Here is a 26,427-nt window from a genome sequence, read left to right as displayed (position 1 = left end):
CCATTCTGGCGGGAAGGATTTATCATTTCTAATGATTTGTTTTTTGCTCTAACCAAAAATAATGTCTATCAATCGCATCGGCCTCTTCCATCTCGAAACCCTGCTCTGGATCGACCGGCTCGGTACGTTCGCCGCCGCCGCCGAACGGCTGAACACGACGCAGCCCACCATTTCGGCGCGCGTGCGGGAATTGGAGGGCCATCTGGGCGTCCGCCTGTTTCGGCGCGAAGGCCGGACCATGTCTTTCACCCCGGCCGGACGCCAGTTGGTGCGGGATTGCGGACCGCTCTGGAGCGATCTGCAGAGCATGCTCCTGCGCTGTGGAGGGTTGGAGGAAGCGACCGGCGTGATCCGAATCGGGGCAGGGGAGATCGCCGCCGCAAGCTGCCTTCCTCCCTTCGTGTCCCAATTGAAGGCGGATATGCCGCATGTCAGCCTGGAACTGGAAATCGACCTTACCGCCAACCTGATCCAGCAATTGCTGACCGGGCGCACCGACATTGCGTTCGCGGCCGGGCCTGTGGCGCATCCGTCGCTCCAGTCCCATCCGATCGGGGCGGTTCGCCTGGCCTGGCTCGCCAGTCCTGCCGTCGCTGCGTCATTTCACGGCGATGCGGGGGATCGCACGATCCCGATATGGTCGCTGGCCAGCCATTCACCCATTTACGGGCGCATGCGCGATGCGATCGCCGCGTCGCGGATCGCGCATAAATCGCTCAACCTATGCAACAATGCGCGGATGATGATCGACATCGCCAAGGACGGGGGCGGGATCGGCATTTTCCCCGAGCCCATGGCCCGCGACGACCTGATGAGCGGCGCTCTGGTCGAGCTGGAGGGGATGCCGGCGCTGGCGCCCATCGACTTCCATGTCGCGAAGCGCATTTCCGACAATGATCCGGTGACTCATGCGATATTCGATCGCGCCAGCGCGCTTCGTCTGGGACCAGAGGGCGATGGCGATCAGGAACCCAATGCCTGATTGGGATCGATGGTCTTGATGCTGGTGGGCGCCTCCCGGCCTTCATAAGGGGCCGTTACACCGGGCGCGGCAGGGGCGGCGTTCGATCCGATGTTAACCTCCCTGTCGACATAGACCTCGAACAGCGTGCCGGAGGGTAATTTGACGTCCTTGCCCCGGATGATCACCGCCAGCGGCAGGAAGAGGATGCCCGCGCCCACCGCGCCTAGCGTGCCGGATTTGCCCTTTGCATTGCGTTCACCACGCACCGGCACGTCGATTCCGCCCGCCTTGACCGTGCTGACCTTGATGTCCAGCTTGCCGGACCGGCCCAACAGGCCATTGTCCCTGGCCCGGCTGACCTCTCCGACCGCCGGGCTGCCCGCAGGGATCAGCGTCACGCCCCCGATCGTGACCGGCTTGGCGACCGCCAGCTCGACCGGGTCGCCAACGCGCGCTGATTTGGAGGAAAGCTCCTGACGCGTCTCCAACTGGATGGTCATGCCTTCGGGAAGGATCATCGACTGGGCGAGGGCCGGACCAGCGGTCGCCGCCAGCAGCAGGGAGGCCAGGGCCGCCCATCTCCTGGTCCGGCGCATCGGCAATGACGCGTGAATCATCGGGCCATCCTCTCCACCTGATGCAGTTGGTCGGGCCTCCAAAGTCGAACGCAAGTTTACGCTTCTGAAGGCCGGGCATCAAGAAACGAGTCCGGCATCCCCAAATGGTTTTTCGTTCGGCCGATCTCAGCCCGCGGCCGAAGCCTTTTGCCGGGACGGCTGAAAGGCCTGCGCCAGTGGTCCTGTCATGCCGATGATGGCGAGATCCCCGTCCATCAGCATCCTGCCTGCCTGTTTCCGCTGCACCTTGCCGCTCGTCGTGCGGGGAATCGCGCTGGCGGGCACCATCACCAGATCGGTGATGCTCAGTTCCAGCCGCTCCATGGCGATGGCGCGCAATTTGCCGGCGGTTTCCTGCAACATCTCGTCGGACAGGGACCGGGCCTCGTCCCGCTTCATCTCCGCGATCAGGACGATGTGCTGCACGTCACCGATCTCGATCTCGACGGCGGCGGCGCTGGCCTGGCCGACCGTTCCGGACAGTTCCGACCAGATATGTTCGACATCGCTGGGCGCATAGTTGCGGCCGCGTACGATGATCGTGTCCTTGAGACGGCTGACGATGAAAAAACCCTCGGGCGTGGAAAAGCCCAGGTCGCCCGTTCGGAGGAACGGCCCGCCTTCATCCAGCCGCCCGCCGAAGGTCGCCTCCGTCGCCGCTTCATTATCGATATAGCCCACCGCGATATGCGGACCCCGCAGCCAGATTTCGCCCACTGAGCCATCGGGCAGCGGTTCGCCCGTCTTGGGATCGACGATACGTGCCTCCGCCCCTGCCATGGCTGGGCCGCAGCAAGCGAGGTCGAGTCCCTCGGCGCTTTCCTCCGCCCGCCCGGCGGCCAAGGCGCGGCTGTCATAGGTTCTGACGACCGGCTCGCTTTGCGGCGGCACCGCGATCGTCACCAGCGTCGATTCCGCGAGCCCATAGCAGGGCAGGAAGGCGCGCTTGTCGAAACCGGCATCGGCAAAGCATTCGGCAAAACGGTCGAGCGTGCTGGGCCGGACCCGCTCCGCGCCGTTGAAGGCGACCCGCCAGCTCGACAGGTCCAGTTCCGGGATACCCCGGCGCGTGGCATAGTCGACGCACAGGTCATAGCCGAAATTCGGGCCGCCGCTGGTATGGGCGCGATAGCGGGAAATCAGGTGCAGCCACGACATCGGCTTGTTGATGAACGCGGCTGGCGAGGTGATCACGCAGGTCGAGCCCAGGAACAGCGGCTGCAATATATTACCGAACAGCCCCTGGTCGTGATAATGCGGTACCCAGCCGACGAAATGGGAATCTTGGCTGTGGCCGAAGGCGGCCTGGATCATCGTCTCATTGGCGATGATGTTGCCATGGGTGATCATCACCCCCTTGGGGTTCGACGTGGTGCCGGAGGTGAACTGGAGCACGGCAAGCTGATCCGGCTTCAGCGTGAGGGGCGTGAAGGGATGCGTCCCCTGCCCTAGGGCGGAAAATTCCAGATAACGCATGGTGCCGGGAAGCGCGGCGGACAGTTCCTGCCCGAATTGGCCTGCCATGCTGTCGTCCAGCATGATGCAATCGGGCCGGATGTCGCCCAGCATGCTCAGGATATTCTGCAACCTTGCCCGCCGCCGCCCGACCGGCGCGACCGGAATGGCGACGCTGCCCACCGCAAGGCAGGCGAGCAGCGCAAGCGCGAAATCGGTGCCCGCCGAGAAGAGCAGGGCGATCCTGCGACCGGCCAATCCCCGCGCCGACAGGGCGCTGGCAAGCTGCCTGACCCGAGCCGCAGTTTGCGCATAGGTCAGGCTGTCTTGCGGCCCTTCGCCCAGATCGAATATCAGCGCGGGCCGATCCGGAACGGTATTTTCATGGCCAAGGACGATGTCGATTATCGATCGACTAAAGTCTATCTGCATCTTTTTTGCGAACCCGATGATCTTGTTATTCCGCCGCGAAGGCTATCCGAAGCAATCCGATCTTGCGCATGCGGAAACCGGCTGCCGACATGCGCAGATAGCGGGAATATTTCTCGACCGGATGGATGTCCGGATCGACCACGCCGCTTCTCACCGCGCCGCGCAGCTTGTTGCTCCACATTTCGCAGGTGCGCGCATAGTCCAGCCCATCGTCGCGCAGCCTTTCGATGCGGAACAGCCCCTTGGACGCGACAACGATGTCCTCCAGCGTGGGCAGCTCCGCCGCCGGGAAAATCTCGTTCGAGATGAAGGGATTGGCGTCCTCCGGCGACATCTTGCCATAGGCGATGGTCTGGAGCGAGAGCCGTCCCTTGCCCGCCGTCCAGTCGCGGCAGGCCTGGAAGAACTCGCGGTACACCCCACGGCGCTCGTCCACGCTTTGCTGCGGATGGGCGAAATGTTCGAACGCGCCGACGGAAATGATCGCGTCGAACGGCTTGTCGGGGCGATAGTCATGCCAGTTGGACAGGACCGCGCCGATGCCCGGATCGCCCAGCCCTTCTATATAGGCGAGCTGCTCCTCGCTGAGCGTCAGTCCGACGCATTCGGCAACGCCATAGTTGCGCCGCAGATTGCGCATCATGCCGCCCCAGCCGCAGCCCACGTCCAATATCCGCATGCCGCCCGCCGCGCCGACCGACTCCGCATGATAGGCGAGCTTGCGCTGCTGCGCCTCTTCCAGCGGCGCGTCCTTGGGCAATCCGTCCCACATCGCGCTGGAATAGGTCATGGTGGGGTCCAGCCAGGCCGAATAAAAGTCGTTGCCGACATCATAATGGTGGCGGATGGCGGCGGCCGAGCCGCCATATTCGATCTGTTCGTCCTGGATCATTGCGCGGCGGAGCCTTGTGCCTGTTGCGCCGCCATGTCGTTGACCGCCGAGGCGATGCCCGCCGCCGCGTCGCGGATCGCCTCCGCTTCGAACAGCAGTTCCAGCGGCAGTTCGTCGGGCAGGTTCAGCCAGTTTTCCAGTTCCACCATCAGCGAAATCGCCTTGGCGGAATCGATGCCGAAACTGTCGAACGGCGCGTCCGCCGACACGGCATCGGGCGCCACATTCACTATTTCAGCGATGCGCGCCACGATCCACGCTTCGATCTCCTCTGCTGTCGCTTGTCGAATAAGGTCGAAATTCATCAATGCCCCCCTGCAGACAATCGGGTTGTCCCGAAACTGCCATAATAACCATCCGCCTGCGTCGTGGCGGATGGGTGTGTGACGGAACCGATCTCCGGCTGGGCCGCGATCTTTTGCAGTTCCGGATTCTCGCGCGCCAGCCGGGCTGCCGCGACATGCACGCTCTCCTCCCCTGGAAGGAGGTCGTCGATCGTGATGTGCGACGGCTTGGGCAGACCCCACATCTGCCGCATCTCGTTCAGCGCGGCCTGAGATACTTCCACCTCATAGGCGACCGCTTCCCCCTGGCCATAGTCCATGGCCGATCCGAGCAGGGTCAGTTTCCAGCCCACGCCATAACAAAAGCTGAGCATGCGGACATCGGTGAAGCCGACGCAGCGGTCGATCCCGGCCTCATAGGCCAGTTCCAGCGGCGCGATCATGCACGCGGCCTTCCGTCGCAGATTGTGGCGGCGCATGCCCCGTTCAATGCAGAATCCCCGGCTCAGTTCCCAGGTGCGCCCGTCGTCGATCGGGCGGATGCCGGCCGGCAGGACGTGCGAAAAATGGTCGAGCAGCATGGAACAGTCGTCCGTGGGGCGGAAACGCAGCCCCATGACGACCCGGTTCTCGGTCGAAAACCCTATGATGTTGCTCGCGCGCGCATCATCATATTCATCATATTCCAACCCGTCCTTGACCTTGAGATCCCAGCCAAGCTGGTTGACGAACACCTCCGCGCGGGCCTGGTGCAAATCTCTGATCTCGTCCTGGTAAAGTGCGGAATTGTTCTTCGAAATCAGATGAATCAAATCCGTTCGTCTCCCGCATGCAGCGGCTGCGCCTCTAGCATATTATGCTGGGGAGGTCATCGGAAAGTTGCAGGCCGCAATTCATCGGCCCGGCAAAAAATCCAATCGGCAAAGGGGGCTTAGGCGGCCTGCTTGCGCTGGGCGCGCTGAACATGGACTTTGACCGCCTGCACGGAACGGTCCAGAGCCTCCGCAATATCGAGATCGCACCATCCCGCCTGCCGCTGGTGGAGGCAGAAAAGCTCGGTTTCGGTGAGCGACGGGGCGGCCAGATCGTCCTGCGCGTCCAGCAGGGCGATGCCCCGGCACAGGTACAGCGTGGCCATGGCGTGCAGGTTCGCCCGCTCTTGCCCGCTTTCCAGCGTGCTGAGCAGCCGGATTTCGACCTCATATCGCTTCTCGTCCCATCCGGTGATGGGAAAGCAGAGCCGCGGCAGCTTCTCCGGCTGTGCGATCGGCCCGCACCAGCCGGTTTCACCGAACAGGAAGCGCCGGGTTTCGCCGTCGACCTCATAACAGGCATGGCTGGCGGCCTGCAGGCCCAGCGCCTGGCTGAAGCGCGTCACCAGGCTGTCGATAGTGAGGGTGGTGTCGACGCCCGCGATGAAATCGGCCGCGGTGGTCGAACTTCCGGCGCGAAGCTGGAGGCTGGGGATATATTCGCTCATGGTTCCTCACGCGACAACTGCCTGCCACCATGCCGCGCAGGTCTTAAAAGCGGGTTAAGCGGACCCTCCGACGGTCCGCTTCCTCTTTGCGGCAGAGCGAGCCCTGAGCGCGTTGTCGAGCGACAGGTGCTTGACATGGCAGAGGAAAGGCAAAAGGTCGGTTAGCGAAGAGACATTAACGATGGGGACAACATGCGGCCGACCTACCGAACCGAACCTTCTGCCGATCATGCGGTCGATGAATGGCTGGCCTCCCATGGTGAGGATCAGGCCGCGCCCGTCATAGCGGGCGATACGAGCCGCCCGGAACTCTATTCGCGGGCGAGCTGGGAACCGCTGTTCAGGCAGATGCGCGAATCCGCGCCGCTGAACCGGGTGGAGGGAACCGCCTATGGCGACTATTGGAATGTCTGCAGCCATGCGCTGGTGAGCGAGGTGGAGGGGAAGCCCGATCTTTTTTCCTCCTCCTGGAAATATGGCGGCATCACCATCGCCGACCCCGCGCCGGGCGAGGAATTTCAGCTACCCATGTTCATCGCCATGGACGAACCCGAACATAGTGCGCAGCGCAAGACCGTGGCGCCGGCCTTCACCCCGGCGCATATCGCGGAACTCGCGGTAAAGCTGCGCGCGCATACGGGGGCGGTGCTGGACAGCCTGCCCGTGGGCAGCCGTTTCGACTGGGTCGAAAAGGTGTCGATCGAACTCGCCACCAGCATGCTGGCGACGATATTGGGTTTCCCCTGGGAGGACCGGCATCTGCTGACCTTCTGGTCCGACTGGGCCGGACATATGGAGGCGGCGCGTATCCCGGAACTGTTTCAGGTCCGGCGGGAGGTGCTCACCGAAATGGCGACCTATTTCCACCTTCTCTGGGAAGAGCGGCGCGCCAGTCCGGAGGGGGTCGACCTGTTGGGGATGATGATCCGCAGCGACAGCATGTCGGAAATGGGGCCGATGGAATTCATCGGCAATCTCGCTTTGCTGATCGTCGGCGGCAACGACACCACCCGCACCAGCATGTCCGCCGCCATATTGGGACTGGACCGCTTTCCCGATGAGCGGGCGAAGCTGATCGCGGACGAGAGCCTGTTGCCCAATGCGGTCCAGGAAATCATCCGCTGGCATACGCCGATCGCCCATATGCGACGTACGGCGACCGCCGATTGCGAACTGGCCGGACACAGGATCGCGGCCGGTGACAAGCTGGCGCTCTGGTATATTTCCGCCAATCGCGACGAAGCCGTCTTTCCCGATGCCGACCGGCTGGACCTGTCGCGCGCCAATGCCAGGCGTCATCTGTCCTTCGGCCATGGCATCCATCGCTGCGTCGGCGCCCGCCTGGCGGAATTGCAGCTTCGCATCCTGCTCGAAGAATTGATGAAGCGGCGGCTGCAGGTGAATGTGGTGGGCGATGTGCGCCGCGTCCATGCGAATTTCGTAAACGGCTTCCGGCATATCGAGGTCGAACTGACCCCTTATTGACGGTCCGCCAGGCCCGTCCGATCCGGAGAAGCACGTAGAGAGAGTTTAACCACCAGTTTACCAAGGCCGTCTAAAGGGAGAGGCATTCGAAAATATAACGGAAAACATGGGTCATGCATAATAGGGGTTATAACCGGCGTTGGAAGTGGAGGCTTCTGGCCTCGGCGGTGGTGGGAATGGCGTCGTCCGGCGCTGCATGGGGGCAGGTCCGGAATGATGCGGACATCATGGTGACGGCGCGCAAGGTGTCGGAGCCGCTGCTCAAGGCGCCGGTGTCCGTGACCAGCATTTCTGGCGACACGATTGTCGCGGCGGGCCTGCAGGGCATCACCGATTTGACTCGCGTCGCGCCCAATGTCGATATCAGCGGCGGCATTGCCGGCCAGTTGCAGGGCCAGATCTCCATTCGCGGCATTTCCACGCTGGTCCGCAATATCGGGCTGGAAACCGGCGTCGGCATCTATGTGGACGGCGTCTATGTGGGGCGGCCGGAAAATTTTGTTCAGCATCTGCTGGACATCGACCGGGTCGAGATCGCGCGCGGTCCGCAGGGAACCGAATATGGCAAGAACACCATTGCCGGCGTGATCAATGTTCAGACCAAGCAGCCTGACGCCGATCCCGGCCTGTCTGTCCGGTTCGATGCAGGCAATTATGATTATCGCCGCGGCGAGGCAGTGCTGGGCGCGCGCCTCAACGACCGGTTTTCGGTACGCGGCGCGATAGCCTATGCCCGGCAGGACGGTTTCTACAAGCATCTCTCAGGCGGGCAGGACGCCGGATCGACCGATCTGCTCACCTGGCGTCTGTCCGCCAAATTCGCGCCGACCGACCAATTGTCCTTCGTCGCGCGCTGGGACGGCCTGCGGGACCGTGGCGTTCCGGCCTTCTTCCAGGCCGATGCGCTGGCCGGCTATCCGGCGGATTTTCCGTCGAGGGAGCCGCTGCATATCAACAACAACCTCCCCAATCGGCTCCACCGCGACAGCCAAGGAATTTCGCTGACCGGCGAATGGACGTCCGATGCGATCTCGCTGACCTCCATCACCGCCTACCGGGATTCCTCCTATGATGCGTCGCTGGACGACGATCAGGAACAGGTGGACTTCGTTTCGGCGGATAATTTCAGCGACGATTCGCATTTCTTCAGCCAAGAACTGCGGCTGGCGGGCGAGGCCGGCAAGCTCCGCTATTTGCTGGGCGCCTATTATTTCGACCAGATGGTGCATACCGACCGGGGATTGGGGCTGGGCGCCAGTTTACAGCCGGCGCTGCCGTTTCTTTTGCCCAGCGATAATCTCCTGACCACCAGAGGTAGCGTTAAAACGGAAAGCCGCGCGATTTTTGGACGGCTCGACTATCAGCTGACCAACCGCCTCTCGCTTTCGGGGGGCTTGCGCTATACGCGGGAAAAGAAGCGCGCCCATTTCGAGCAGAACGATATTACCGGCACTTTTCCCAAATTGGGTTTTCTGGACCTGACCTTCGATGACGGATCGACCGACGACGACCTGTCGCCGAGCGCGAGCCTTTCCTATGAGGTTGCGCAGAACACCAATCTTTACGCCCGCTTTTCGCGCGGTTTCAAGAGTGCCGCCTATAATGTCGATCTGGTATCCTTACGTAGCGCCAGCCTGACCGCCAGCCCGGAAAAAGCGACCAGTTACGAGATTGGCTTCAAGACATTGACCCTCGACAAGCGGCTTCGGCTCAATGTTTCGGCCTTCCACACCGATTATGACCGGTTGCAGGTGTCGCAGGTTCTGGGTAGCGCGCTGGCGCTGTCCAATGCCGGCCGCGCGCAGATAGAGGGTGTAGAGGGAGAGCTGGCGCTGCAACTGTCCTCACGGCTTCGGCTGGAGGGGAATGCCGCCGTGCTCGACGCCCATTACAAGACGTTCGACAATTGCGGCGTCCCGGACTCGGTCGGCGGGGGCAGCACGGACTGTGCCGGCAAGGATCTGGTGCTGGCGCCTCATTTTTCGGGCTATGGCGCCGTCAGCTACGAGGTTCCGGTAACCTTCGGAACGATCTTCGCCCGGGCGGACGTGGACCATCGCTCGACCGTCTTTTTCGAGCCGACCAATTCCGACAGCTTCAAATCCGGTCCGCGCACTCTGGTTAATCTTCGCCTCGGCCTGCGCCACGGCAAATGGGATATCGCCGCTTGGGTCAGGAATCTGACCGACAAGATCTACAAGACCTATGCGGACGATCGATCCGGATTGGGTGTATTTAGAACGGCGGCTTATAGCGCGCCCCGCACCTATGGCGTCAGCCTTTCCTCGACATTTTGAACATGCTGCGCGGCGGCCCATGGGACGGGCCATTAATCAAATCTTAGCCAGCAGATGGTGAATAATTCGTGGCGCGATTGGCGCCGGGACAGCGGGAGTGGGATGGCGGACCAGATTTCATCGCGGTCACCTGATGAATGGGAAGACAGGCAGGACCCGATGGATGGCGACCAGCAGATCCTGGCGTCGGCTGGCGTTTTGCGATGCGTGGTGGACGGCAATGGCCTGCTTCACGCGGATCCCGCTGCGGCGCACCGTTTCGGCCTTATGGATTCGCAGCCGCTGTTTCACTGGCTTCGCGGCGTTCGCGGCATATTGCGCAGGCCGGTTTTCCAGTTCATCCGTGCGGTCCGGAAGGGGCAGGAGGCCGAGGCGGCCCTGACGCTGAACGGGGATGATGGCGGCCTGAAAAATGTTCGGGTCATTGCGCGGACACGGTGCACCCCCCTGGGTTGGACGGCCGTCGATCTGGTAGTGGTCGACGTTACGATCGAGCATGCGGAAATCGAACTGCTTCGGCGTAGCATGGAAAATCTGCGTCTGATCGTCGAATATAATCCGCAGCTTCCCTGGATTGCCGATGCGGAAGGCCGGATCATCGACTTCACCGATCGCTGGCTGGAAAATACCGGCCTTGAGCGGGACGAAGCGGAAGGGTCCGGCTGGCTTTCGGCTACTCATCCCGACGATATCGAGCCGGTGACCCAGCGCGTCGCTCATTCCCACGCCACCGGCGAACCCTTCGACGTGCGCGTGCGCCTGATGGTCAACGACCAATATCGCTGGATGCGGGCGCAGGCTTATCCCCGGCGCGACGATTCAGGCCAGATCATCCGCTGGTATGGCTATACCGAGGATATCCATGAAAGCGTGCTGATCGAGGAGCAGATACGCTGGAATGCCGAGCATGATTCGCTGACGGAACTGCCCAATCGGGCGATGTTCAACGCCTGTCTGGACAAGGCGCTGGCCAAGGCGCTGACCGACTTCAAGAAGGTCGGCGTGTTCCTGCTGGACATCGACAATTTCAAGGACGTCAACGACCTGATGGGTCATCATGCCGGTGACGAGCTGTTGAAGAGTTTCGCTGCCCGGCTAAGGGAGATCTTCGCCGGCGATGCGGTGGTGGCGCGGCTGGGTGGCGACGAATTCGCCATATTGATCGAGAATGTCGAAAGCCGGCAGCAGCTTGCCGACCTTGCCAACCGCGTCCTTACCATTCGCGAGACCTTTTTCGCTGCGGGCCGGTCGCTCGAATGCCGGGTCAGCATCGGCGTCGCGACCTTTCCCGACGATGGGCGTGTCGCGACGGAGCTTCTGCGCCATGCGGACCTGGCGCTTTATCGCGCCAAGTCGCTGGGACGCGGGCGCATGCAGATGTTCGAGCAGTCGCTGCTGGAGGACATGCAGGAACGCGTGGCCATGATCAACCGGGCCAGGACCGCCGTGCGCGACGGCACGATCATCAGCTATTATCAGCCCAAAGTGTCGTTGCAGACCGGCGAGCTGGTCGGGTTCGAAGCGCTGCTGCGGTGGCGCGACAGTTGCGGCACGATCCGCTCGCCCGCCGAAATCTATGCGGCGTTCGACGATCATGACGTGGCCGACATGATCGGCCAGACGATGACCAGCCAGGTATTTGCCGACATGGCCGCCTGGCGCGCGCGCGGCCTGCCGGTGGGGCATGTCGCGATCAACGTGTCTTCGGCCGAACTGCGGCGGGAACGCTTTGCCGGACGCCTGATCGAGACGATGGACCGGTTTTCCATCGAGCCGCATGCGATCGAGATCGAGATCACGGAAGGCGTTTTCCTGGGCGCGGGATCGGACACCGTGCGCCGGTCGATCGATGAGCTGCATCGGTGCCACATCCCCCTGGCGCTGGACGATTTCGGAACCGGCTTTGCGTCGCTTTCCCACCTGCGGTCCTTGCCGATCAGCACGTTGAAGATCGACCGCTCCTTCGTCAGCGGGGTGACGGCGCGCGAAAGCGACGCCGCCATCGTGTCGGCGCTGATCACGCTGGGACGCGCCTTGAACATGAAGGTCGTGGCCGAAGGCGTCGAGGAAGCGGACCAGTCGATCAAGCTCAAGGCGCTGGGCTGCGACTATGCCCAGGGCTTCTATTTCAGCAGGCCGGCGCCTTCGGAGAATATCCCCGCGCTGATCCAGTCCTGGAACGAGAACAGCGCCATCGTCACCCTGAACCGGCGCGCCGCGTCCTGGCCCTTGCGTGGGACGCGGGGCGAAGGCCGGACGGACTCGCTGACCGCCTGAGGGAGTCATCGCCGCTGGCTTCTTGCCGTCCAGCATGACGCAGGCCTGGCCGGGTTTGGATTTCGTTCCGCCCCCATACGCATCGTGTTCCTGCGCAGGCAGGAACCCAGTCCTGCCTGCGCAGGAACACGATGCGCTTCAAGTCAATCAGCCCTATCCATTGACAATCGTCCCGCCATTGGGATGCAGCACCTGCCCCGACATGTAGCTGGCGTCGTCGCACGCCAGGAAGAGGAAGGAGGGGGCGAGCAACGCTATTACAGCAATTTCTCGCCCAGGCTCGACCATGGCGACATGGCCGTGCTGAAGGTCCAGCACTGGCTACAGGCGACCGGAGCGACCGATGCCCGGCTGGCGCGGCTGGCCGAGATAAGCGGATCGGAGGACCGTCCGATCGCGCAAGACTTCGACCAACCTGTGATGCCTTGCGCGTGGAAGGCGGCCTTACTTCTTCAAGCCGTAGCGCGCGGCAGGCTCGGCATTGAACATGGATTGCAGGAGCGTTCCACTCGCGCTGTCATAGGCTTCGAGGAGAGACAGGTCCGCCAGCGACGGCGCGATGACAGGCTCGCCCTGCTCCAGACCCGACATCACCGAGTCAACGCAATCTTCGGTCGTCATGACGATAGCGTCCGGCAGCGGGTCCAGCTCGGCGCCGCCCGCCACGTCCCATCCTTCGGAAACCACGGCGCCAGGCAGGATCAGCCGCACATTCACACCAGTGCCTTCGACCTCGTTCTGAAGATATTTCGTCAGGAGATACACATAGGCCTTGGTCGACGCATAAACAGGAATGCCGATGCCGGGGAAGGGCGCGAAACCCGCGCCGGAACCGATGTTGATGAGCGTGCCCGCACCCCGCTCGGTAAAGCGCACGAGAGCGGCCTTCGACAAGGTCGTCAAAGCCGTGACGTTGAGGGCGATCATGTTGGCGATGACATCATCCGGCGTTTCGACCAGCGTTTTGATCGTGGAATAGCCGGCATTGTTCACCAGGAACGAAACCGAAGGATCGGCCGAAATGCGCTTCGAGACGGAGCTAACGCCCGCAGGATCGGAGAGGTCGGCGACCAGAACTTCAGCGCGAACCGAAAAACGGCTTTCCAGATCAGCCGCGATAGCGCGAAGCCGGTCTTCGCGCCGCGCGACGAGCACGAGATCATAGCCGCGCGAGGCAAGACGATCGGCGAAAAGCTTGCCGATACCCGAAGAAGCCCCGGTTACGATCGCTGTACCAAGATTCCCAGACAAATCGATTTCCTTTAGCACATGGAGGAATGATGAACGGGCAAGCGCCCAATTCTTAACCGCCGCAATATGCGTCCCGTCCAACCGGGACCATGACCAATACCCTCATGGACAAGGTGACATATATATTCACCCGCCCACGTAGCACCAGGTTCACCTTGCCAGATGTGGTCGGTCTAACTCTGTGTGAATATTAGAATTCCCATTCCGCTCTCCTGCAATCAGCTTGCTCAATCTGCGCTCACGCCGGCCCCAGCGGCTTGAGCGAGATTGCGATGTTTCGGCTGCATCAAACCGTCCTAGCCGCCATGCCCAAAAGTCCTCAAGGTACAACCCGCGCGCATGCCAATCGCGCCTTTCGCGCACCGCTTGGCTTCCAGGAGTTACCGTGAGCTACATCGTCGACCGTCATAATCTCGACTTTCTGCTGTTTGACATGTTCGATTTGGAGAAGGCGCATGCGTCCGGTCCCTTCGCAGGGCAGGACAGGGAGTTGATTTCACAGCTTCTGGATACGGCGCAGCGCATCGCTGAAGCCGAATATCTGCCTACGGCCGCCACGCTCGACGCCGTTCCACCGACCTTCGAGAATGGCGAAGCGGTCATGCCGGCCTATGTCGGTCGTGCGCTGAATGCCTATAGCGAGGCAGGTCTTTCGGCGCAGAGCTTTCCCGAGGAAGTCGGAGGGCTGGGCGTGTCGCATACGGTCAGCATGACCGTCAACGGCATGTTCAGTGCCGCCAATGTCGCGATCGCCAATTACTTCCTGCTGACCGCGGCGGCGGCACGTCTCTTGCTGGCATTCGGCACGGAGGAGCAGAAGTCCCGCTACGCGTCACATATGATCGCGGGGCGCTGGATGGGTACGATGTGCCTGTCCGAACCGCAGGCGGGCTCGTCGCTGTCCGACATCACGACGCGGGCCGATCCCGTGGGCGACGGCTCCTATCATCTGCGCGGCACCAAGATATGGATCTCCGGCGGCGGCCACCGCATGAGCGAGAATATCGTTCATCTCGTTCTTGCCCGGCTTCCCGACGCGCCCGCCGGCGTCAAGGGCATCTCCTTGTTCCTCGTCCCGCAAAAGCGCCTCGACGAAGCAGGCCGGCCGGGGGAAGACAATAATGTGACGCTGGTCGGTCTGGCGCACAAGATGGGGCAGCGCGGAACGACCAACTGCCAGCTCAATTTCGGTGAGGACGGTGCTTCGGTCGGCTATCTGATCGGCAAGCCCAACCAGGGGCTGCACGCGATGTTCCACATGATGAACGAAGCGCGCATCGGTGTCGGGCATATCGCGACAATGTCGGGACTGATGGGCTATCTCTACTCGCTCGAATATGCGAACGAGCGCCTTCAGGGCCGCCGCATCGGCCAGAAGAATCCCGGCTCGCCCCAGATTCCGCTGATCGAGCATGTCGATATCCGGCGCATGCTGCTGGCGCAAAAGGCGGCGGTCGAAGGCGCGCTGGCGCTGTGCACCTATTGCGCGCTGCTGGTCGATGAGCAAAATGGCGGGGGCGAGGTGGATCAAGCTGACCTCGCCCTGCTGCTTGAAGTGTTGACGCCGATCGTCAAGTCATGGCCGTCAGAACATTGCCTTGAGGCAAATAAATGGGCGATGCAAATATTGGGTGGCGCGGGATATACCAGCGATCATCCGGTAGAGCGCCTCTATCGCGACAACCGGCTCAACCATATCTACGAAGGCACGTTCGGCATTCAGGGCATCGACCTTCTGGGACGGAAAGTCCGTCTGGGGGAGGGGCGCGGCCTTGCCCTCCTGATCCAGCGCATCAAGGCCACGATCGGCGAAGCAGTGCACATCCCCGCGCTGTCCGGCCATGCGGCCAAGCTGACAGAAGCTCTCGCCTGGGTCACCGACGCCACCGCCGCGGCCCTGGCGGAGCCCGAAATGGAGCGCAGCCTTGCCAACGCGACGCTCTATCTCGATGCGACCGGGACGGTCGTCATCGGCTGGATGTGGCTGTGGCAGGCAATGGTCGCCGTTCGCATGGAAGAAGGCGGTGCCACCAACAGGGCTTTTTATGAGGCCAAGCGCGCCACCTGCGACTATTTCTTCCGCTACCAACTGCCGCACGCGCAGATCGACCTGGGGCTGGTGAATGCATTGGACGTCACCTGCCTCACCACGACGCCGGAGCAGATCCGCGCGGTCTAGGGATACAAGGCTCGGTTAGGCATGCGAGATAATCAAGAGGAGGATGGCTTGGGAAGCCGGAATACAGGAACGCCTGATCTGCTGTCGACGCTGGACCAAGGCATTTTGACGCTGACGCTCAACCGGCCGGAAGCGCGCAATGCTATGAGCGATCCGATGCTGGAAGCTATGGACCGCGAACTCGCATTTGCCGAAGGCAGTAACGAAGTGCGGTGCGTGGTTCTTCAGGGAAGTGGCCGTGCCTTCTGCGCCGGTGGCGACGTCAAGGCTATGGGAGAGAACCCCATAACGCCGTCCAAACTAGACGATCGCGTCGAGTATCAATGCGCCATTCAGCGCGCGACGTCGGGCAGGCTGGTCGCGATCGCCAAGCCCACCATGGCCATCATCCACGGCCCGGCTGCGGGTGCGGGTTTCGCGCTGGCGCTGGCTTGCGACCTCAGGGTCATGGCCCGCCCGGCTTTCCTGCTCACGGCGTTCGCGAGCGTCGCTTTGTCGGGGGATTTCGGCATCGGATATCTGCTCACCCGGCTCGTCGGGACAGCGCGGGCCAGAGAGATGATGTTCCTGCCCGAACGTATATCGAGCGACCGGGCGCTGGACATGGGGCTGACGAACTGGGTGTATGAAGCCGAAGACCTGCCCAAGCAGGCGGCCGTAATCGCCCGGCGCCTTGCGTCCGCTCCGCCCCAGGCGCTCGGCTATATGAAGGAGCATCTGAACAGGGCGCTGTCCTCCGAATTTGGCCCCTATATGGATCGTGAAGTGCGCTGCCATATCGATTGTTCGCAAACGGCGGACCATCTTGAGGGAGTCAGGGCTTTCGCGGAGAAACGAGCGCCCCTTTTCAGCGGGCATTAGAGTGGCCGGGCATTCCACCAGTCATCCCGGCCCGCTGCCCCGGTCCCTTTTGCCCGATGGCATCCGGTCCCGCATCGTCAGCGGGGCCGGCGATCTTGACATGCATATTCTCGAAGCCGGTTTTGAAGAGGAGTATCGGCCCGCCATTCTTCTTCTGCATGGCTTTCCCGAATTGGCGTGGTGCTGGCGCAGGCTGATGCCGCTTCTGGCGGCGGCTGGTTATCATGTGATCGCGCCCGACCAGCGGGGTGTTGGCCGCACCACCCCTCAGCCGGACGCTTATCACACGGATCTGGAGCCTTATGCCACAGGCAATCTGGCGAAGGATATCTTCAACCTCGTCGAAGCACTTGGTCTTTCTTCGATCGAAATGCTGATCGGCCATGATGCGGGTTCGATTGTCGCGGGCTTCTGCGCGCTCGCGCGGCCGGACATGATCCGCCGCCTCGTGCTTTCAGCGTCGCCTTTCGGGGGCGCGCCCCCTAAAGGCGCCGCGCCGGCCGCGCCTTTCCTCGACCATCCGGTCCATGAGGAACTTGCGCGACTGCCGCAGCCGCGCAAACATTATCAAGCCTATTATTCAGGCCCAGACGCGAACAACGACATGTGGCATCCGCCACAAGGGATTCACCAGTTTCTGCGCGGCTACTATCATCAGAAAAGCGCCGACTGGGACGGGAACAGGCCGTTCCCGCTCAAGAGCTGGACCGGCGCAGACCTTGCCCGATTGCCGCATTATTATTGCATGCCGGCACAAAGCGGAATGGCGGAGGTTGTCGCTGCCGTCATGCCCAACGCCAGGCAGGTGGCGGCGTGCGCATGGCTGAGCGATGCTGATCTGGCGGTCGCCGCCGCCGAATTTGCCCGCACCGGGTTCCAGCCCGCGCTCAACTGGTATCGCAGCGCTCTGGCAGAAGGCATGACCAGCCGGGATATGTCGCCGTTTCACGGCCAGCGCCTCACCATGCCGGTGGCCTTCGTTGCCGGTAAGGTTGACTGGGGTCCATATCAGGCGCCGGAGTTGATGGAAATCATGCGGGACGGGCTGGCGGCGGACCCGGTTTCCATTCACTTTATCGACGGGGCCGGTCACTGGGTGCAGCAGGAACAACCGGAACGCTTTGCGGAGATCGTGCTTGCTCTCGCCAAGCTGTCATGATCCCGCCGAATTTCACGCGGTTGAAGGCGCTGTGCCGTAAATCGCGACCAGAGGGTTGCGAAGGCTGGTCATTGCCCCATGGCGTGCGGATGGCATGATTGGGGCAGCAGTTCGCGCTGATAATCGGCCCGGCTCCAGGCGAGTCCATCGGTTCCTGTCCTGCTACACATGGATGGAGCCGTGCGCGCGATGGGGCGGAATGCGCAAAAAAAGCGGAGAGGCACAGAATGACAAAGCTCTTGAATGACCACCGGATCGATCCACGGATCAAAGCTATTTTTGGCGAGTATGGGGCGCCGACTGCGCCCGACTTGCTCACACGTGAAGAGGTGATCGCGTTCATGCACACTCCGGAGGCGCAGGAAGCTGTGGCAGCAGATGCCGACTTCTTCGCGGCGGCCGTGTGCGAAGAGTCCGCTCCATCCGCCGGCCTTGTCTACGAAACCAAGACGTTCATTTCGCAACCGGACGGGAATGAAATCAAAATCCAGTATATCCGCCCCGAAGGCACGGACGTCCTGCCCTGTGTCTATTATATGCATGGCGGCGGTATGGCGTATCTGTCGGCCTTCGATCCCAACTACCGCGGATGGGGCAGCATCATCGCGGCGCAGGGTGTGGCGGTCGCGATGGTCGATTTCCGCAACAGCCTGCTTCCCTCGTCCGCTCCGGAAGTGGCTCCCTTTCCCGCCGGCCTGAACGACTGCGTCGCGGGCGTGAAATGGGTCCATGCGCATGCCGAGGAATTGAAGATCGATCCTGCCAGGATCACTCTCGCCGGCGAAAGCGGCGGCGGCAATCTCTCCCTGGCGACCGCGCTGAAGCTCAATCGCGATGGCGACATCGGCCTTATAAACGGCGTTTATTCGCTTTGCCCGTTTATCGCCGGTCAGTGGCCGCATCCCGACCATCCCTCATCCCACAATAATGAGGGCATCTTCATCAGCATCGGGAACAACCGTCTTACCTTGGCCTATGGTATCGAGGCGTTCGAGCGTCAGGATCCGCTGGCATGGCCCATCTTCGCGTCCGAAGCCGATCTCAAGGGCTTGCCGCAAACGGTCATCAGCGTGAACGAATGCGATCCCCTTCATGACGAAGGCGTCGCTTTCTATCGCAAGCTGCTGGCGGCCGGGGTGCCCGCGCGCTGTCGTTCCCTGATCGGGACGGTGCATGCGGTCGAGATTTTGCCGAGATGCGCGCCGGACATTAGCGCCAACACCGCCAACGACATCGCCTATCTTGCAAGGACGGGAAGGTGACGGGAAATCTGCTCGCCGCCGATGTCGATGGCCCGCTTCTCGATGGAATAGCTAAAGGAGATTGAAATGGCTGACGGTTCTTGGTCGCCGACACCTTCATTAAGGAGCCAGGTAAGCGAGGCGGAGTGGCAGATGCGCGTCGATCTCGCCGCGCTCTACCGGCTTGTGGCGCTGCATGGCTGGGACGATATGGTCTATACCCATATATCGGCACGGCTGCCGGGGCCGGACCATCATTTCCTCATCAATCCCTACGGCATCTTCTTCGAGGAAATGACGGCGTCGTCGCTCGTGAAGGTCGATATGGACGGCCAAGTCGTCCAGGATACGCCCTACAAGGTCAATGCGGCGGGCTTCACCATTCACTCCGCGATCCATGGCGCGCGCGAAGATGTGAAGTTCGTGATGCACCTGCATACCGACCAGGGCATTGCCGTGTCGGCACAGAAGGAAGGGTTGCTGCCGCTCAGCCAGACTGCGCTGGCCGTCCTCCCCGAACTTGCCTATCACGACTATGAAGGCATCGCGCTCGATTGGGACGAGCGCGAGCGGCTGGTCGCCGACCTTGGCAACAATGCGGCGATGCTGCTGCGCAATCACGGCACTTTGGCCGTTGGCCTGGACGCTGGCGATTGCTGGCGCACCATGTTCATCCTGGAACGGGCCTGCAAGATTCAGGTCATGGCGCTGACAGCGGGGCGCGACAAGGTGCTGATCGCACCCGAAGAGGCGCAGGAGACGGTGGCCGCCCAGATGGCTGCGCGCGGCCCGCTTCGACTGGAGGGCGGTCAATCCGCTTACGAGTTGATCTGGCCCGGTTGCCTGCGTCGCCTCCATCGCGAACTGCCGGGTTTCGATGCCTAACAGAATACATGCGCGATGGCGTTATCGCGCCATTGCGCATCCCGTCTGATACAAGAAAGTCTGATAATGTCCGACCCCAAGGAAATCGAAGGCGCCACCACCCATTTCACGCAAATGGTCGATTCCACCAAAGAGGACTGGGCGATCATCGATAGCCATTACAAGCCCTTTCACGCGGGACTGTCCAACCGGATCCTGACGCATCTGAAGCTGCTGGACGGTGATTTCGGCGGCTATCCCGTGGATCGGCTGGAACATAGCGTCCAAACCGCCACGCGCGCCTATCGGGCGGGAATGGACGAGGAATATGTCGTGTGCGCTCTGCTGCACGACATTGGCGACACGCTGGGTTCAGGCAATCATGCGGATCTCGCCGCCGCGATCCTGAAGCCCTATGTCTCGGAAAAGAACCACTGGATGGTGGAAAAGCACGCCATCTTCCAGGGCTATTATTTCTTCCATCATATCGGTGAAGACCAGCATATGCGGGACAAGTTCAGGGGGCACCCGCACTTTGAGTATACGGCGGATTTCTGTCACCTTTACGATCAGTCCGCCTTCGACGCCAATTACGACACCATGCCGCTCGAAGCGTTCGAACCGATGGTCCACCGGCTTTTCTCGACGATGCGATATTCGTTCTACAAAAGCCCGACCGCAGAATAATCGGCCGATAGCAGACAGACATGATCGAAACGCGTTGCGTCAGCCTGAATGGCCTTGAATTCACCGTCGACATTGCGGGTCACGGCAATGAGCAGACCGTTCTGCTGCTACATGGCTTCCCGGAATCGCGCTATATGTGGCATCCTCAGGTAGAGGCTCTGTCGGCTGCGGGATTTCGCGTCATAGCGCCCGACCAGCGTGGCTATTCCACGGGCGCGCGCCCCGCAGAGCAGGATTCCTATCGCGTGGAACTCATCGTCCAGGATGCGGCGGACCTCATGCAGGCGCTGGGCATTGCTGACTTCCATCTGGTCGGACATGATTGGGGCGGGCAGATCGCGTGGTTGCTCGCGTCGGCTCATCCGGACAGGATTCGCACCCTGAGCATATTGTCGCGGCCCCATCCGGCGGCTTTCGCGCGGGCGATGGCGGAAGACCCGGAGCAGCCAGAGCGATCCCGCCATCACCGATTCCTGAAGGATCCGGACGCCTATGCCCGGATGCGCATTGACGGGCTTCGCCCCTTGCGGGAGGCTTTGGAAACCCAGCATGTGCCGCCAGAGATCGCGGCGGTGCATATCGCCAAGCTTGCCGAGCCGGGCGGCGTGGAAGGCGCCATCAACTGGTATCGCGCCAGCGGCTTCACGGGTGCCGAGACGCCCCCTATCGACCTGCCGACCCTCTACATCTGGGGCACCGAAGACGCGACGGTCGGGCGATATGCGGCGGAACTGACGTCCGACTATGTCACCGGACCGTTCCGGTTCGTGACCGTTGAAGGGGCGGGACATTTCATCGTCGATCAATGCCCCGACATCGTGTCGAATCTGCTGCTCGACCATATAAGGCAGGGCGCGGATAGTCCTGCCTAGAGCAGAATCCGACCCGATTGCATCGGATCGGCTGCTCTAGACCTTTGTTTTGCCGCGTTTTCCGAGTCAGCAGATGATTCTATCTGCTTAGAAAACGCTCTAGCAGGTCTGTCCGCACCAGCGCGCGCTCCGGTCTAGTTGTCACACAGGCGTCGTTGCAGCCGGTAGGCTGTCGGCGACATGCCGAGCCAGTCGAAGCAGGCGCGCCAGAGACTGCGGCGATCCGAAAAACCGAGATCGAACGCGATGTCGTCCAGATTGGCATCCGTCGCCAGCAGGGTGCAGAGCTTCCGCATCCGGACTTCCCGGGAAAGTTCACGGAAACTCGTTCCTTCCTGCGTGAGCCGGCGCTGCAAGGTCGCTGCGCTCATCCCGAGCTTGCGGGCCGCGACACGCTGATTGGGAATTTCCTCCTGCATCAGCACGCGCAATTCATCGACGATCGAACTGGACGCATCCGAACTCACCGAGCGCGGCGATCTCTGCGCGATTTCCATGAAGACGGACGATTCGTGGAAGGAGAAGCTCTTGTAGCGACGCACGCCGAGCGGCAGGTTGAGAATTTCCTTGGGATAGACCATGGAGACGCCGGTTCCGTGCCTCCAGCAACTGGTTGCAAGTCCGGTCAGAAGCGACTCGTTGCGATCGCCCAACAGGCTCGACAGCCTCGTGCGGACGGGTTCGATCCATTGGCCCGTGCCCCAGACCAGGACGCAATGAAACACCATCGCGATCAGCTCGACATAGATTTCGCCCCGTTCGGACAGATCATTCATCGCGTAGGTAATGCTAAGGCCGTCGGAGCCATAGCCGACCGATACCGTCATGCCGGAGGGAATGACCTGAACGAACTCGCAGAAGCGCTTCAGTCCTTCGCTCACCGAATCCATGTGGTTCACCGCGGTGAAGATCACGGTCCAACTGCCCTTCGGTAGTGGCCGGGGGGTGCACCCGTGTCCCTCATCGTCATATTTGTAAATTCCATCGACACACAGGTTCCAGAAATCCACACGGGAAATGCTCGCGGGCAGTTGGCCCAGCGCATCGCACAGCCCGGCTCCCGCCATCAGCGCGCGCGCCCGTTCCACGCCGAAAAATGTTTCGACATAATGTCTGGAAAGTTGTTCGGCGCCGAAATTACGGGCTGCGGTTGAAAACAGGACCGACCGGCTATCCTGCATCGCGCTGGGCCATGTCTGAGAGCCGAACATCGACGGATAGCCGCTTGAATCCTGAACTCGGCAGAGGTTCGCTTTCATATCCAGCCTCTCTGTTGGCGGCTCGTCGTTGCGAAGCCAGTCCTTGAAATAATTTGTACTATAGGACAAAAACTGGTTCAAGGCAATGCCTGCCATCCATGTCTTAGTAGAGGATAGTCCTGAATTGCCCGTGACCCGACGCCTTTCCACCATCCCCGGCACGCGCGTGAGGACACGTGGGCCAAAGCGAGCGCCTGCTCAGGCGAGGTCAGTCGAAACCCGCAAACGGATCATCGAAGGGGCGATCCTCGTTTTGGCGGATCGCGGGATTGCGGGCATGACGCACCGGGAGATCGCTCGCACCGCAGGCGTTTCCCTGGCGTCGACAACTTACCATTTCGCCAGCAAGTTCGACATCCTGGCCGCTGCTTCACAGGAAATGCTGGATGAAGACACGCTGCTTCTTCCCCGCGATGACGCTGCCGGGCCGAGCGGGAAGGGAGGGGCGGGGTGCCCCCGATCCTGGCTTGTGGAATTCCTGATCAAAGTGGGCAGAGAGCAACGAGTGCGAAGCGCCTGCTGGACCGAAATCATGCTGGATGCGCCACGCCACCCAGAATCTCTTGCGCTGGCCCGCCGTTGGTTCGCTGCCGCAGCAAAAGTCTGGAGCGAATGGGCCTTTTCATCAGGCGGTGACGACAACGAACTGGCTGCGCGATCCTATGGTGACATAACGGTCGGACTTCTTCTTTTCGTGCTGGTTCTTCGTCCTACCGAGGACGATCTGAGGGCGGTGTTCGATGGCGGCGAAGACCCCCTCGACCGGTGGGGACATGGCGAGAAGGCTCCCGCCGCCAAGCCTGCGCGGCTGACCGGCAAGTCGGCGGTGACGCGGGAGGCGATCCTGACGGCGACCCTGGATGAACTGGTTTCGAAGGGGCAGACGGCGATCGGCCTCAAGGCCATGGCCAGCAAGGCGGGGCTTTCGCCGTCCGGAGCCTTTTACCACTTTCCCACAACCGCCAGCCTGATCGAAGCCGCCCAGCATCGCCTGTTTGAAAATGCGAAGGATCGCTATCGCATCGTTGCCTCGCTGGAGCGCGGGGAAGAAAGCCTTGAAAGGCTGATCGATCGAACGACCGTCATCTTCTTCCGCGAAGCGACGGAATATGCGCTGGAAAGTCTCGCAATCTACCGGGTTTGGCTTGAAGCCAGCCGCCAGCCGTCGCTGCAATCGGCGATCTGGGCCGACATTGCGGACCAGCACAGCGCCTGGCGGCGTCTTTTGACACCGATCTCCTCGTCGCTGCGGCCCCTCGATCCGCTACTGTCTCAGGCGTTGTTCACCGGAAAACTGATCCGGCTGGTGGCCAGCGGTTCGCGGACGGAGGATCTGGCCCATGTGCGCCGGGAGTTTGCCCATGATCTGACCATGATCTCCTCCGGCCGTTTCTGGGTGTAAGAGTCCGTTTGAGAAATCGCGGAAGAGCGATTTCCGAGGCTGGTGCCGCAATGCGCCAATAGGCGCATTTTCAAACAGGCTCTAAGCCGATTGATCGAAACGCGATTTCCTCCTTGCGGCAAATTGCGACATCGCGGGTGCGATCAACCATCATTCTCCATCGAGCCGAAATCAATACAACGCGAATCAGCACAAAAAGACAAAACTGATGGAGGGGTATCATGACGAAAGGCTATTGCGTGCTTGCGTTGCTCTGCGGGGCTGCCGTTGTTCCGGCTGCTCATGCGCAGACGCCCGACGCGCCCGCGCAGGGGCGAAGCGGTCAGGAGCAGTTAGAGGACATCGTGGTTACCGCATCCCGCCGAAGCGAGACTATCCTGAAAACGCCTATCGCGGTTTCGGCTTATTCTGGCGACAAGCTGCGTGCCGCTCAGACGGTGGCGCTGACGGATCTTGTCGGTCCCAATCCGAACATCCAGATCGGCAATAGCTACAACTCAGCGAACGTCGCGATCAGAGGCATCGGCAATGGGTCGTCCATCAACGCCGGATCCGATGCGGGCGTCTCCATCCAGGTAGACGGCGTTTACATGGCCCAGCCCGCGCTCACATTGTCGACGTTCCTGGACGTGGCGCGTGTGGAGGTTCTTCGCGGTCCCCAGGGCACGCTCTTTGGCCGTAACGCCACGGGCGGGGCCGTGAATATCATCCCGAACGAGCCGACCCGGGAATTGCATTACGGCTTCGATGTCACGGCGGGCATTGATCCAGGCCGGATCAACACGTCAGGCTATGTCAGCGGTGCGCTCGATGCATCGGGTAAATGGACCGCCCGCCTGTCCGCCCAGCAGACCTATAACCGCGGCTACACGAAGAACCTGTCGACGCCGGAGACCTACAGCCCCGGCTATTCGAACAATCTTGTCACGTCCAACGCGCCGGGCCGACTGGACGACGCGAACAACCAGTCGGTTCGCGGCCAGATCAAATGGGAGCCTTCCGACAGCTTCAATGCCCGGCTGCTTGTCGAATATCAGCGCGATCACTCCAACGGCCCGGCAACCTTCCTCGAAGGCACGCCCGACCCCGACCAGCCTCTTCCCGCAATTCTCGTCGGGCAACCGCTTGGAAGTGTCAGCAAGCGCGAAGTGTACAACAATGAAGCGATGAGGCGGGTCGAAGGCAAGAATGTCAACCTGACGCTGAACTGGGCGCTGGGGAGCGGCGATCTCAAGGCGCTTGGCTCCTATGCGGACACCAAGATCCACAATATTCAGGACGGCGACGGAACCGACGCGCTCCACACCTATTCCGACTTCAACAACAAGACCCATCAATATTATGGCGAACTGCTTTACACGTCCGACGCGTCCAAGCCGTTCACCTATATCATCGGCACCAACTATTTTCATGAAAAGCTGAAGCAGGATATTTCGGTTCCGATCAGCCTGCTGCCCATGCCAGTCGATCTGGGTGCGAAGATCAACACCACTTCCTACGCCTTCTTCGGGCATGCCCAATATGCGCTGACGCCCGAGGCAAAGGTTTTTGCCGGCCTGCGATACACGCACGACAAGAAGGTCGATCTCGACGATTATAATAGCTACGTCGGTATCCTGCCGAGGCAGAGCACCTCGTCCAGTCAGGTCACCTATGAAGTGGGTGCATCCTATGCCTTCAGCACGAGGCTCGACGCCTATGTGAAATATGCCACTGGCTACAAGGGCGGCGGCTTTTCGGCCGGCGGTCTTGCTCCCGCCTTCGATCCGGAAAAGAACACCAACCTTGAAGCTGGCCTGAAAGGCTGGTTCTTCGATCACGGATTGCAGGCCAACATCGCTGCGTTCCACATGAAGTATGATAATCTTCAGGTGAACCAGATCAATGGCGCGTCGACACAGGTCGTCAACGCCGCGAAGGCAACCATCTACGGCATCGAGGCCGAAACCGTCATCCGGCCCGTCGAGGCGCTGCGGTTCGAGGTGTCGGGCGCCTATCTCCATGCGACCTTCGATCGCTTCCGCACCGGCGATCCGGCTCGCCCCGATCTGGGAACGATTGATCCCGATGGCACGCGCAGGTTCGATCTTGATGGCAACAGCTTGCCCCAGGCGCCTCGTTACAGCTTTAGCGCCGGCGGCTATTACGACGTGCCGCTCTCATCGGGCAAGGTCACGCTGGGTGCCCGTTACGACTGGAAGTCACGGCTGTATTTCAGCGAGTTCAACATCCCGGTCTCGTCGCAGTCAGCGGTGGGCAAGCTCAACCTGTCCCTGAACTATGAAAGTGAAGACCGGCGAATCACGGCGAGCCTGTTTGCGAAGAACATCACCAACAAACAGGTCAAATCGAATGTGATCGTGGTGTCGGCGCTGATCGGATCGCTCGCGCTCAGCCAGTATCAGCCGCCGCGGCAGATCGGCGCGTCGTTCGGATACCACTTCTAGAGAGAAACGACAGCAAACCGAT

At 61.4% G+C, this 26,427-nt stretch carries 21 protein-coding genes and 1 pseudogene; 13 read left to right on the top strand and 9 right to left on the bottom strand.

Going from position 1 to position 26,427, the window contains the following annotated elements:
• Positions 1-61 precede the first annotated feature (61 nt).
• Positions 62-982, top strand: a complete 921-nt coding sequence (locus K426_RS25035; RefSeq protein ID WP_066563575.1) for a LysR family transcriptional regulator — start codon at positions 62-64, stop codon at positions 980-982.
• On the opposite strand, the gene K426_RS25030 is transcribed toward K426_RS25035, so the two are convergent.
• The 6 genes from K426_RS25030 to K426_RS25005 form a co-directional block, all read right to left on the bottom strand.
• Complete coding sequence (locus tag K426_RS25030) at positions 964-1,581, bottom strand: hypothetical protein (RefSeq protein ID WP_066563574.1); 618 nt, start codon at positions 1,579-1,581, stop codon at positions 964-966. The two genes, K426_RS25035 and K426_RS25030, sit on opposite strands and share 19 nt — an antisense overlap.
• A gap of 126 nt (positions 1,582-1,707) precedes the next feature.
• Positions 1,708-3,468 (bottom strand): fatty acyl-AMP ligase, encoded by a 1,761-nt coding sequence (locus tag K426_RS25025; RefSeq protein ID WP_066563572.1) that lies wholly within the window; start codon positions 3,466-3,468, stop codon positions 1,708-1,710.
• A 25-nt stretch (positions 3,469-3,493) separates the two neighbouring features.
• Positions 3,494-4,360 (bottom strand): SAM-dependent methyltransferase, encoded by an 867-nt coding sequence (locus K426_RS25020; RefSeq protein ID WP_066563570.1) that lies wholly within the window; start codon positions 4,358-4,360, stop codon positions 3,494-3,496.
• Entirely contained in the window at positions 4,357-4,665 is a 309-nt protein-coding gene (locus K426_RS25015; RefSeq protein ID WP_066563568.1) for an acyl carrier protein, read from the bottom strand. The genes K426_RS25020 and K426_RS25015 overlap by 4 nt, the downstream gene beginning before the upstream one ends.
• Entirely contained in the window at positions 4,665-5,399 is a 735-nt protein-coding gene (locus K426_RS25010; protein ID WP_237230119.1) for an acyl-homoserine-lactone synthase, read from the bottom strand. The genes K426_RS25015 and K426_RS25010 overlap by 1 nt, the downstream gene beginning before the upstream one ends.
• Positions 5,400-5,575: 176 nt before the next feature.
• Entirely contained in the window at positions 5,576-6,124 is a 549-nt protein-coding gene (locus K426_RS25005; RefSeq protein WP_066563557.1) for a hypothetical protein, read from the bottom strand.
• Positions 6,125-6,316: 192 nt separating this feature from the next.
• Between K426_RS25005 and K426_RS25000 the strand changes: the two genes are divergently transcribed.
• The 3 genes from K426_RS25000 to K426_RS24990 all read left to right on the top strand — a co-directional run bounded on the left by K426_RS25000 (position 6,317) and on the right by K426_RS24990 (position 12,183).
• A complete protein-coding gene (locus tag K426_RS25000; protein ID WP_066563554.1) occupies positions 6,317-7,609 on the top strand; it encodes a cytochrome P450 in 1,293 nt (430 codons plus the stop codon).
• A gap of 113 nt (positions 7,610-7,722) precedes the next feature.
• A complete protein-coding gene (locus K426_RS24995) occupies positions 7,723-9,906 on the top strand; it encodes a TonB-dependent receptor (RefSeq protein WP_066563552.1) in 2,184 nt (727 codons plus the stop codon).
• Between the two features lie 102 nt (positions 9,907-10,008).
• The gene (locus tag K426_RS24990) at positions 10,009-12,183 is read left to right on the top strand and encodes a putative bifunctional diguanylate cyclase/phosphodiesterase (protein ID WP_237230117.1); all 2,175 of its coding nucleotides are present in this window, start codon (positions 10,009-10,011) and stop codon (positions 12,181-12,183) included.
• Between the two features lie 153 nt (positions 12,184-12,336).
• Here the strand turns inward: K426_RS24990 and K426_RS32695 are convergent.
• A pseudogene (locus tag K426_RS32695) lies at positions 12,337-12,432 on the bottom strand (NAD(P)-dependent oxidoreductase); the annotation flags it as partial.
• A gap of 195 nt (positions 12,433-12,627) precedes the next feature.
• Positions 12,628-13,434, bottom strand: a complete 807-nt coding sequence (locus K426_RS24985) for an SDR family NAD(P)-dependent oxidoreductase (protein WP_158511786.1) — start codon at positions 13,432-13,434, stop codon at positions 12,628-12,630.
• 385 nt (positions 13,435-13,819) lie between these two features.
• Here K426_RS24985 and K426_RS24980 point away from each other — a divergent pair, with 385 nt between their 5' ends.
• The 7 genes from K426_RS24980 to K426_RS24950 all read left to right on the top strand — a co-directional run bounded on the left by K426_RS24980 (position 13,820) and on the right by K426_RS24950 (position 21,297).
• The gene (locus K426_RS24980; protein ID WP_145907719.1) at positions 13,820-15,613 is read left to right on the top strand and encodes an acyl-CoA dehydrogenase; all 1,794 of its coding nucleotides are present in this window, start codon (positions 13,820-13,822) and stop codon (positions 15,611-15,613) included.
• Positions 15,614-15,661: 48 nt separating this feature from the next.
• Positions 15,662-16,474, top strand: a complete 813-nt coding sequence (locus K426_RS24975) for an enoyl-CoA hydratase-related protein (RefSeq protein ID WP_237230115.1) — start codon at positions 15,662-15,664, stop codon at positions 16,472-16,474.
• A gap of 100 nt (positions 16,475-16,574) precedes the next feature.
• Complete coding sequence (locus K426_RS24970; protein WP_082749199.1) at positions 16,575-17,633, top strand: alpha/beta hydrolase; 1,059 nt, start codon at positions 16,575-16,577, stop codon at positions 17,631-17,633.
• Positions 17,634-17,860: 227 nt separating this feature from the next.
• Positions 17,861-18,895, top strand: a complete 1,035-nt coding sequence (locus tag K426_RS24965) for an alpha/beta hydrolase (protein WP_066563539.1) — start codon at positions 17,861-17,863, stop codon at positions 18,893-18,895.
• Positions 18,896-18,961: 66 nt separating this feature from the next.
• Positions 18,962-19,759, top strand: a complete 798-nt coding sequence (locus tag K426_RS24960; RefSeq protein ID WP_066563537.1) for a class II aldolase/adducin family protein — start codon at positions 18,962-18,964, stop codon at positions 19,757-19,759.
• Between the two features lie 66 nt (positions 19,760-19,825).
• The gene (locus K426_RS24955; RefSeq protein ID WP_066563534.1) at positions 19,826-20,425 is read left to right on the top strand and encodes an HD domain-containing protein; all 600 of its coding nucleotides are present in this window, start codon (positions 19,826-19,828) and stop codon (positions 20,423-20,425) included.
• Positions 20,426-20,445: 20 nt separating this feature from the next.
• Positions 20,446-21,297, top strand: coding sequence for an alpha/beta fold hydrolase (locus K426_RS24950; protein WP_066563531.1), 852 nt, complete (start codon positions 20,446-20,448; stop codon positions 21,295-21,297).
• A 134-nt stretch (positions 21,298-21,431) separates the two neighbouring features.
• Here K426_RS24950 and K426_RS24945 read toward each other — a convergent pair whose 3' ends face one another.
• Positions 21,432-22,556 carry an AraC family transcriptional regulator gene (locus K426_RS24945; protein ID WP_158511785.1) on the bottom strand — a complete coding sequence of 375 codons (1,125 nt, stop codon included), beginning with the start codon at positions 22,554-22,556 and terminating at the stop codon, positions 21,432-21,434.
• A 130-nt stretch (positions 22,557-22,686) separates the two neighbouring features.
• Here K426_RS24945 and K426_RS24940 point away from each other — a divergent pair, with 130 nt between their 5' ends.
• A complete protein-coding gene (locus tag K426_RS24940; protein WP_158511784.1) occupies positions 22,687-23,958 on the top strand; it encodes a TetR family transcriptional regulator in 1,272 nt (423 codons plus the stop codon).
• A 221-nt stretch (positions 23,959-24,179) separates the two neighbouring features.
• Entirely contained in the window at positions 24,180-26,405 is a 2,226-nt protein-coding gene (locus K426_RS24935; protein WP_066563522.1) for a TonB-dependent receptor, read from the top strand.
• Positions 26,406-26,427 lie beyond the last annotated feature (22 nt).

Origin of the sequence: Sphingobium sp. TKS, assembly GCF_001563265.1 — a bacterium.
Taxonomy (GTDB): domain Bacteria; phylum Pseudomonadota; class Alphaproteobacteria; order Sphingomonadales; family Sphingomonadaceae; genus Sphingobium.
The sequence above is the reverse complement of the archived record's forward strand: the minus strand, read 5'-3'. Positions and strand labels throughout refer to the sequence as shown.

Coding starts and splice junctions, on each gene's coding strand:
- K426_RS25035 (WP_066563575.1), top strand. CDS start 62: ATGTCTATCAATCGCATCGGCCTCTTCCATCTCGAAACCCTGCTCTGG.
- K426_RS25030 (WP_066563574.1), bottom strand. CDS start 1,581: ATGATTCACGCGTCATTGCCGATGCGCCGGACCAGGAGATGGGCGGCC.
- K426_RS25025 (WP_066563572.1), bottom strand. CDS start 3,468: ATGCAGATAGACTTTAGTCGATCGATAATCGACATCGTCCTTGGCCAT.
- K426_RS25020 (WP_066563570.1), bottom strand. CDS start 4,360: ATGATCCAGGACGAACAGATCGAATATGGCGGCTCGGCCGCCGCCATC.
- K426_RS25015 (WP_066563568.1), bottom strand. CDS start 4,665: ATGAATTTCGACCTTATTCGACAAGCGACAGCAGAGGAGATCGAAGCG.
- K426_RS25005 (WP_066563557.1), bottom strand. CDS start 6,124: ATGAGCGAATATATCCCCAGCCTCCAGCTTCGCGCCGGAAGTTCGACC.
- K426_RS25000 (WP_066563554.1), top strand. CDS start 6,317: ATGCGGCCGACCTACCGAACCGAACCTTCTGCCGATCATGCGGTCGAT.
- K426_RS24995 (WP_066563552.1), top strand. CDS start 7,723: ATGCATAATAGGGGTTATAACCGGCGTTGGAAGTGGAGGCTTCTGGCC.
- K426_RS24990 (WP_237230117.1), top strand. CDS start 10,009: ATGGCGGACCAGATTTCATCGCGGTCACCTGATGAATGGGAAGACAGG.
- K426_RS24970 (WP_082749199.1), top strand. CDS start 16,575: ATGCATATTCTCGAAGCCGGTTTTGAAGAGGAGTATCGGCCCGCCATT.
- K426_RS24965 (WP_066563539.1), top strand. CDS start 17,861: ATGACAAAGCTCTTGAATGACCACCGGATCGATCCACGGATCAAAGCT.
- K426_RS24960 (WP_066563537.1), top strand. CDS start 18,962: ATGGCTGACGGTTCTTGGTCGCCGACACCTTCATTAAGGAGCCAGGTA.
- K426_RS24955 (WP_066563534.1), top strand. CDS start 19,826: ATGTCCGACCCCAAGGAAATCGAAGGCGCCACCACCCATTTCACGCAA.
- K426_RS24950 (WP_066563531.1), top strand. CDS start 20,446: ATGATCGAAACGCGTTGCGTCAGCCTGAATGGCCTTGAATTCACCGTC.
- K426_RS24945 (WP_158511785.1), bottom strand. CDS start 22,556: ATGAAAGCGAACCTCTGCCGAGTTCAGGATTCAAGCGGCTATCCGTCG.
- K426_RS24935 (WP_066563522.1), top strand. CDS start 24,180: ATGACGAAAGGCTATTGCGTGCTTGCGTTGCTCTGCGGGGCTGCCGTT.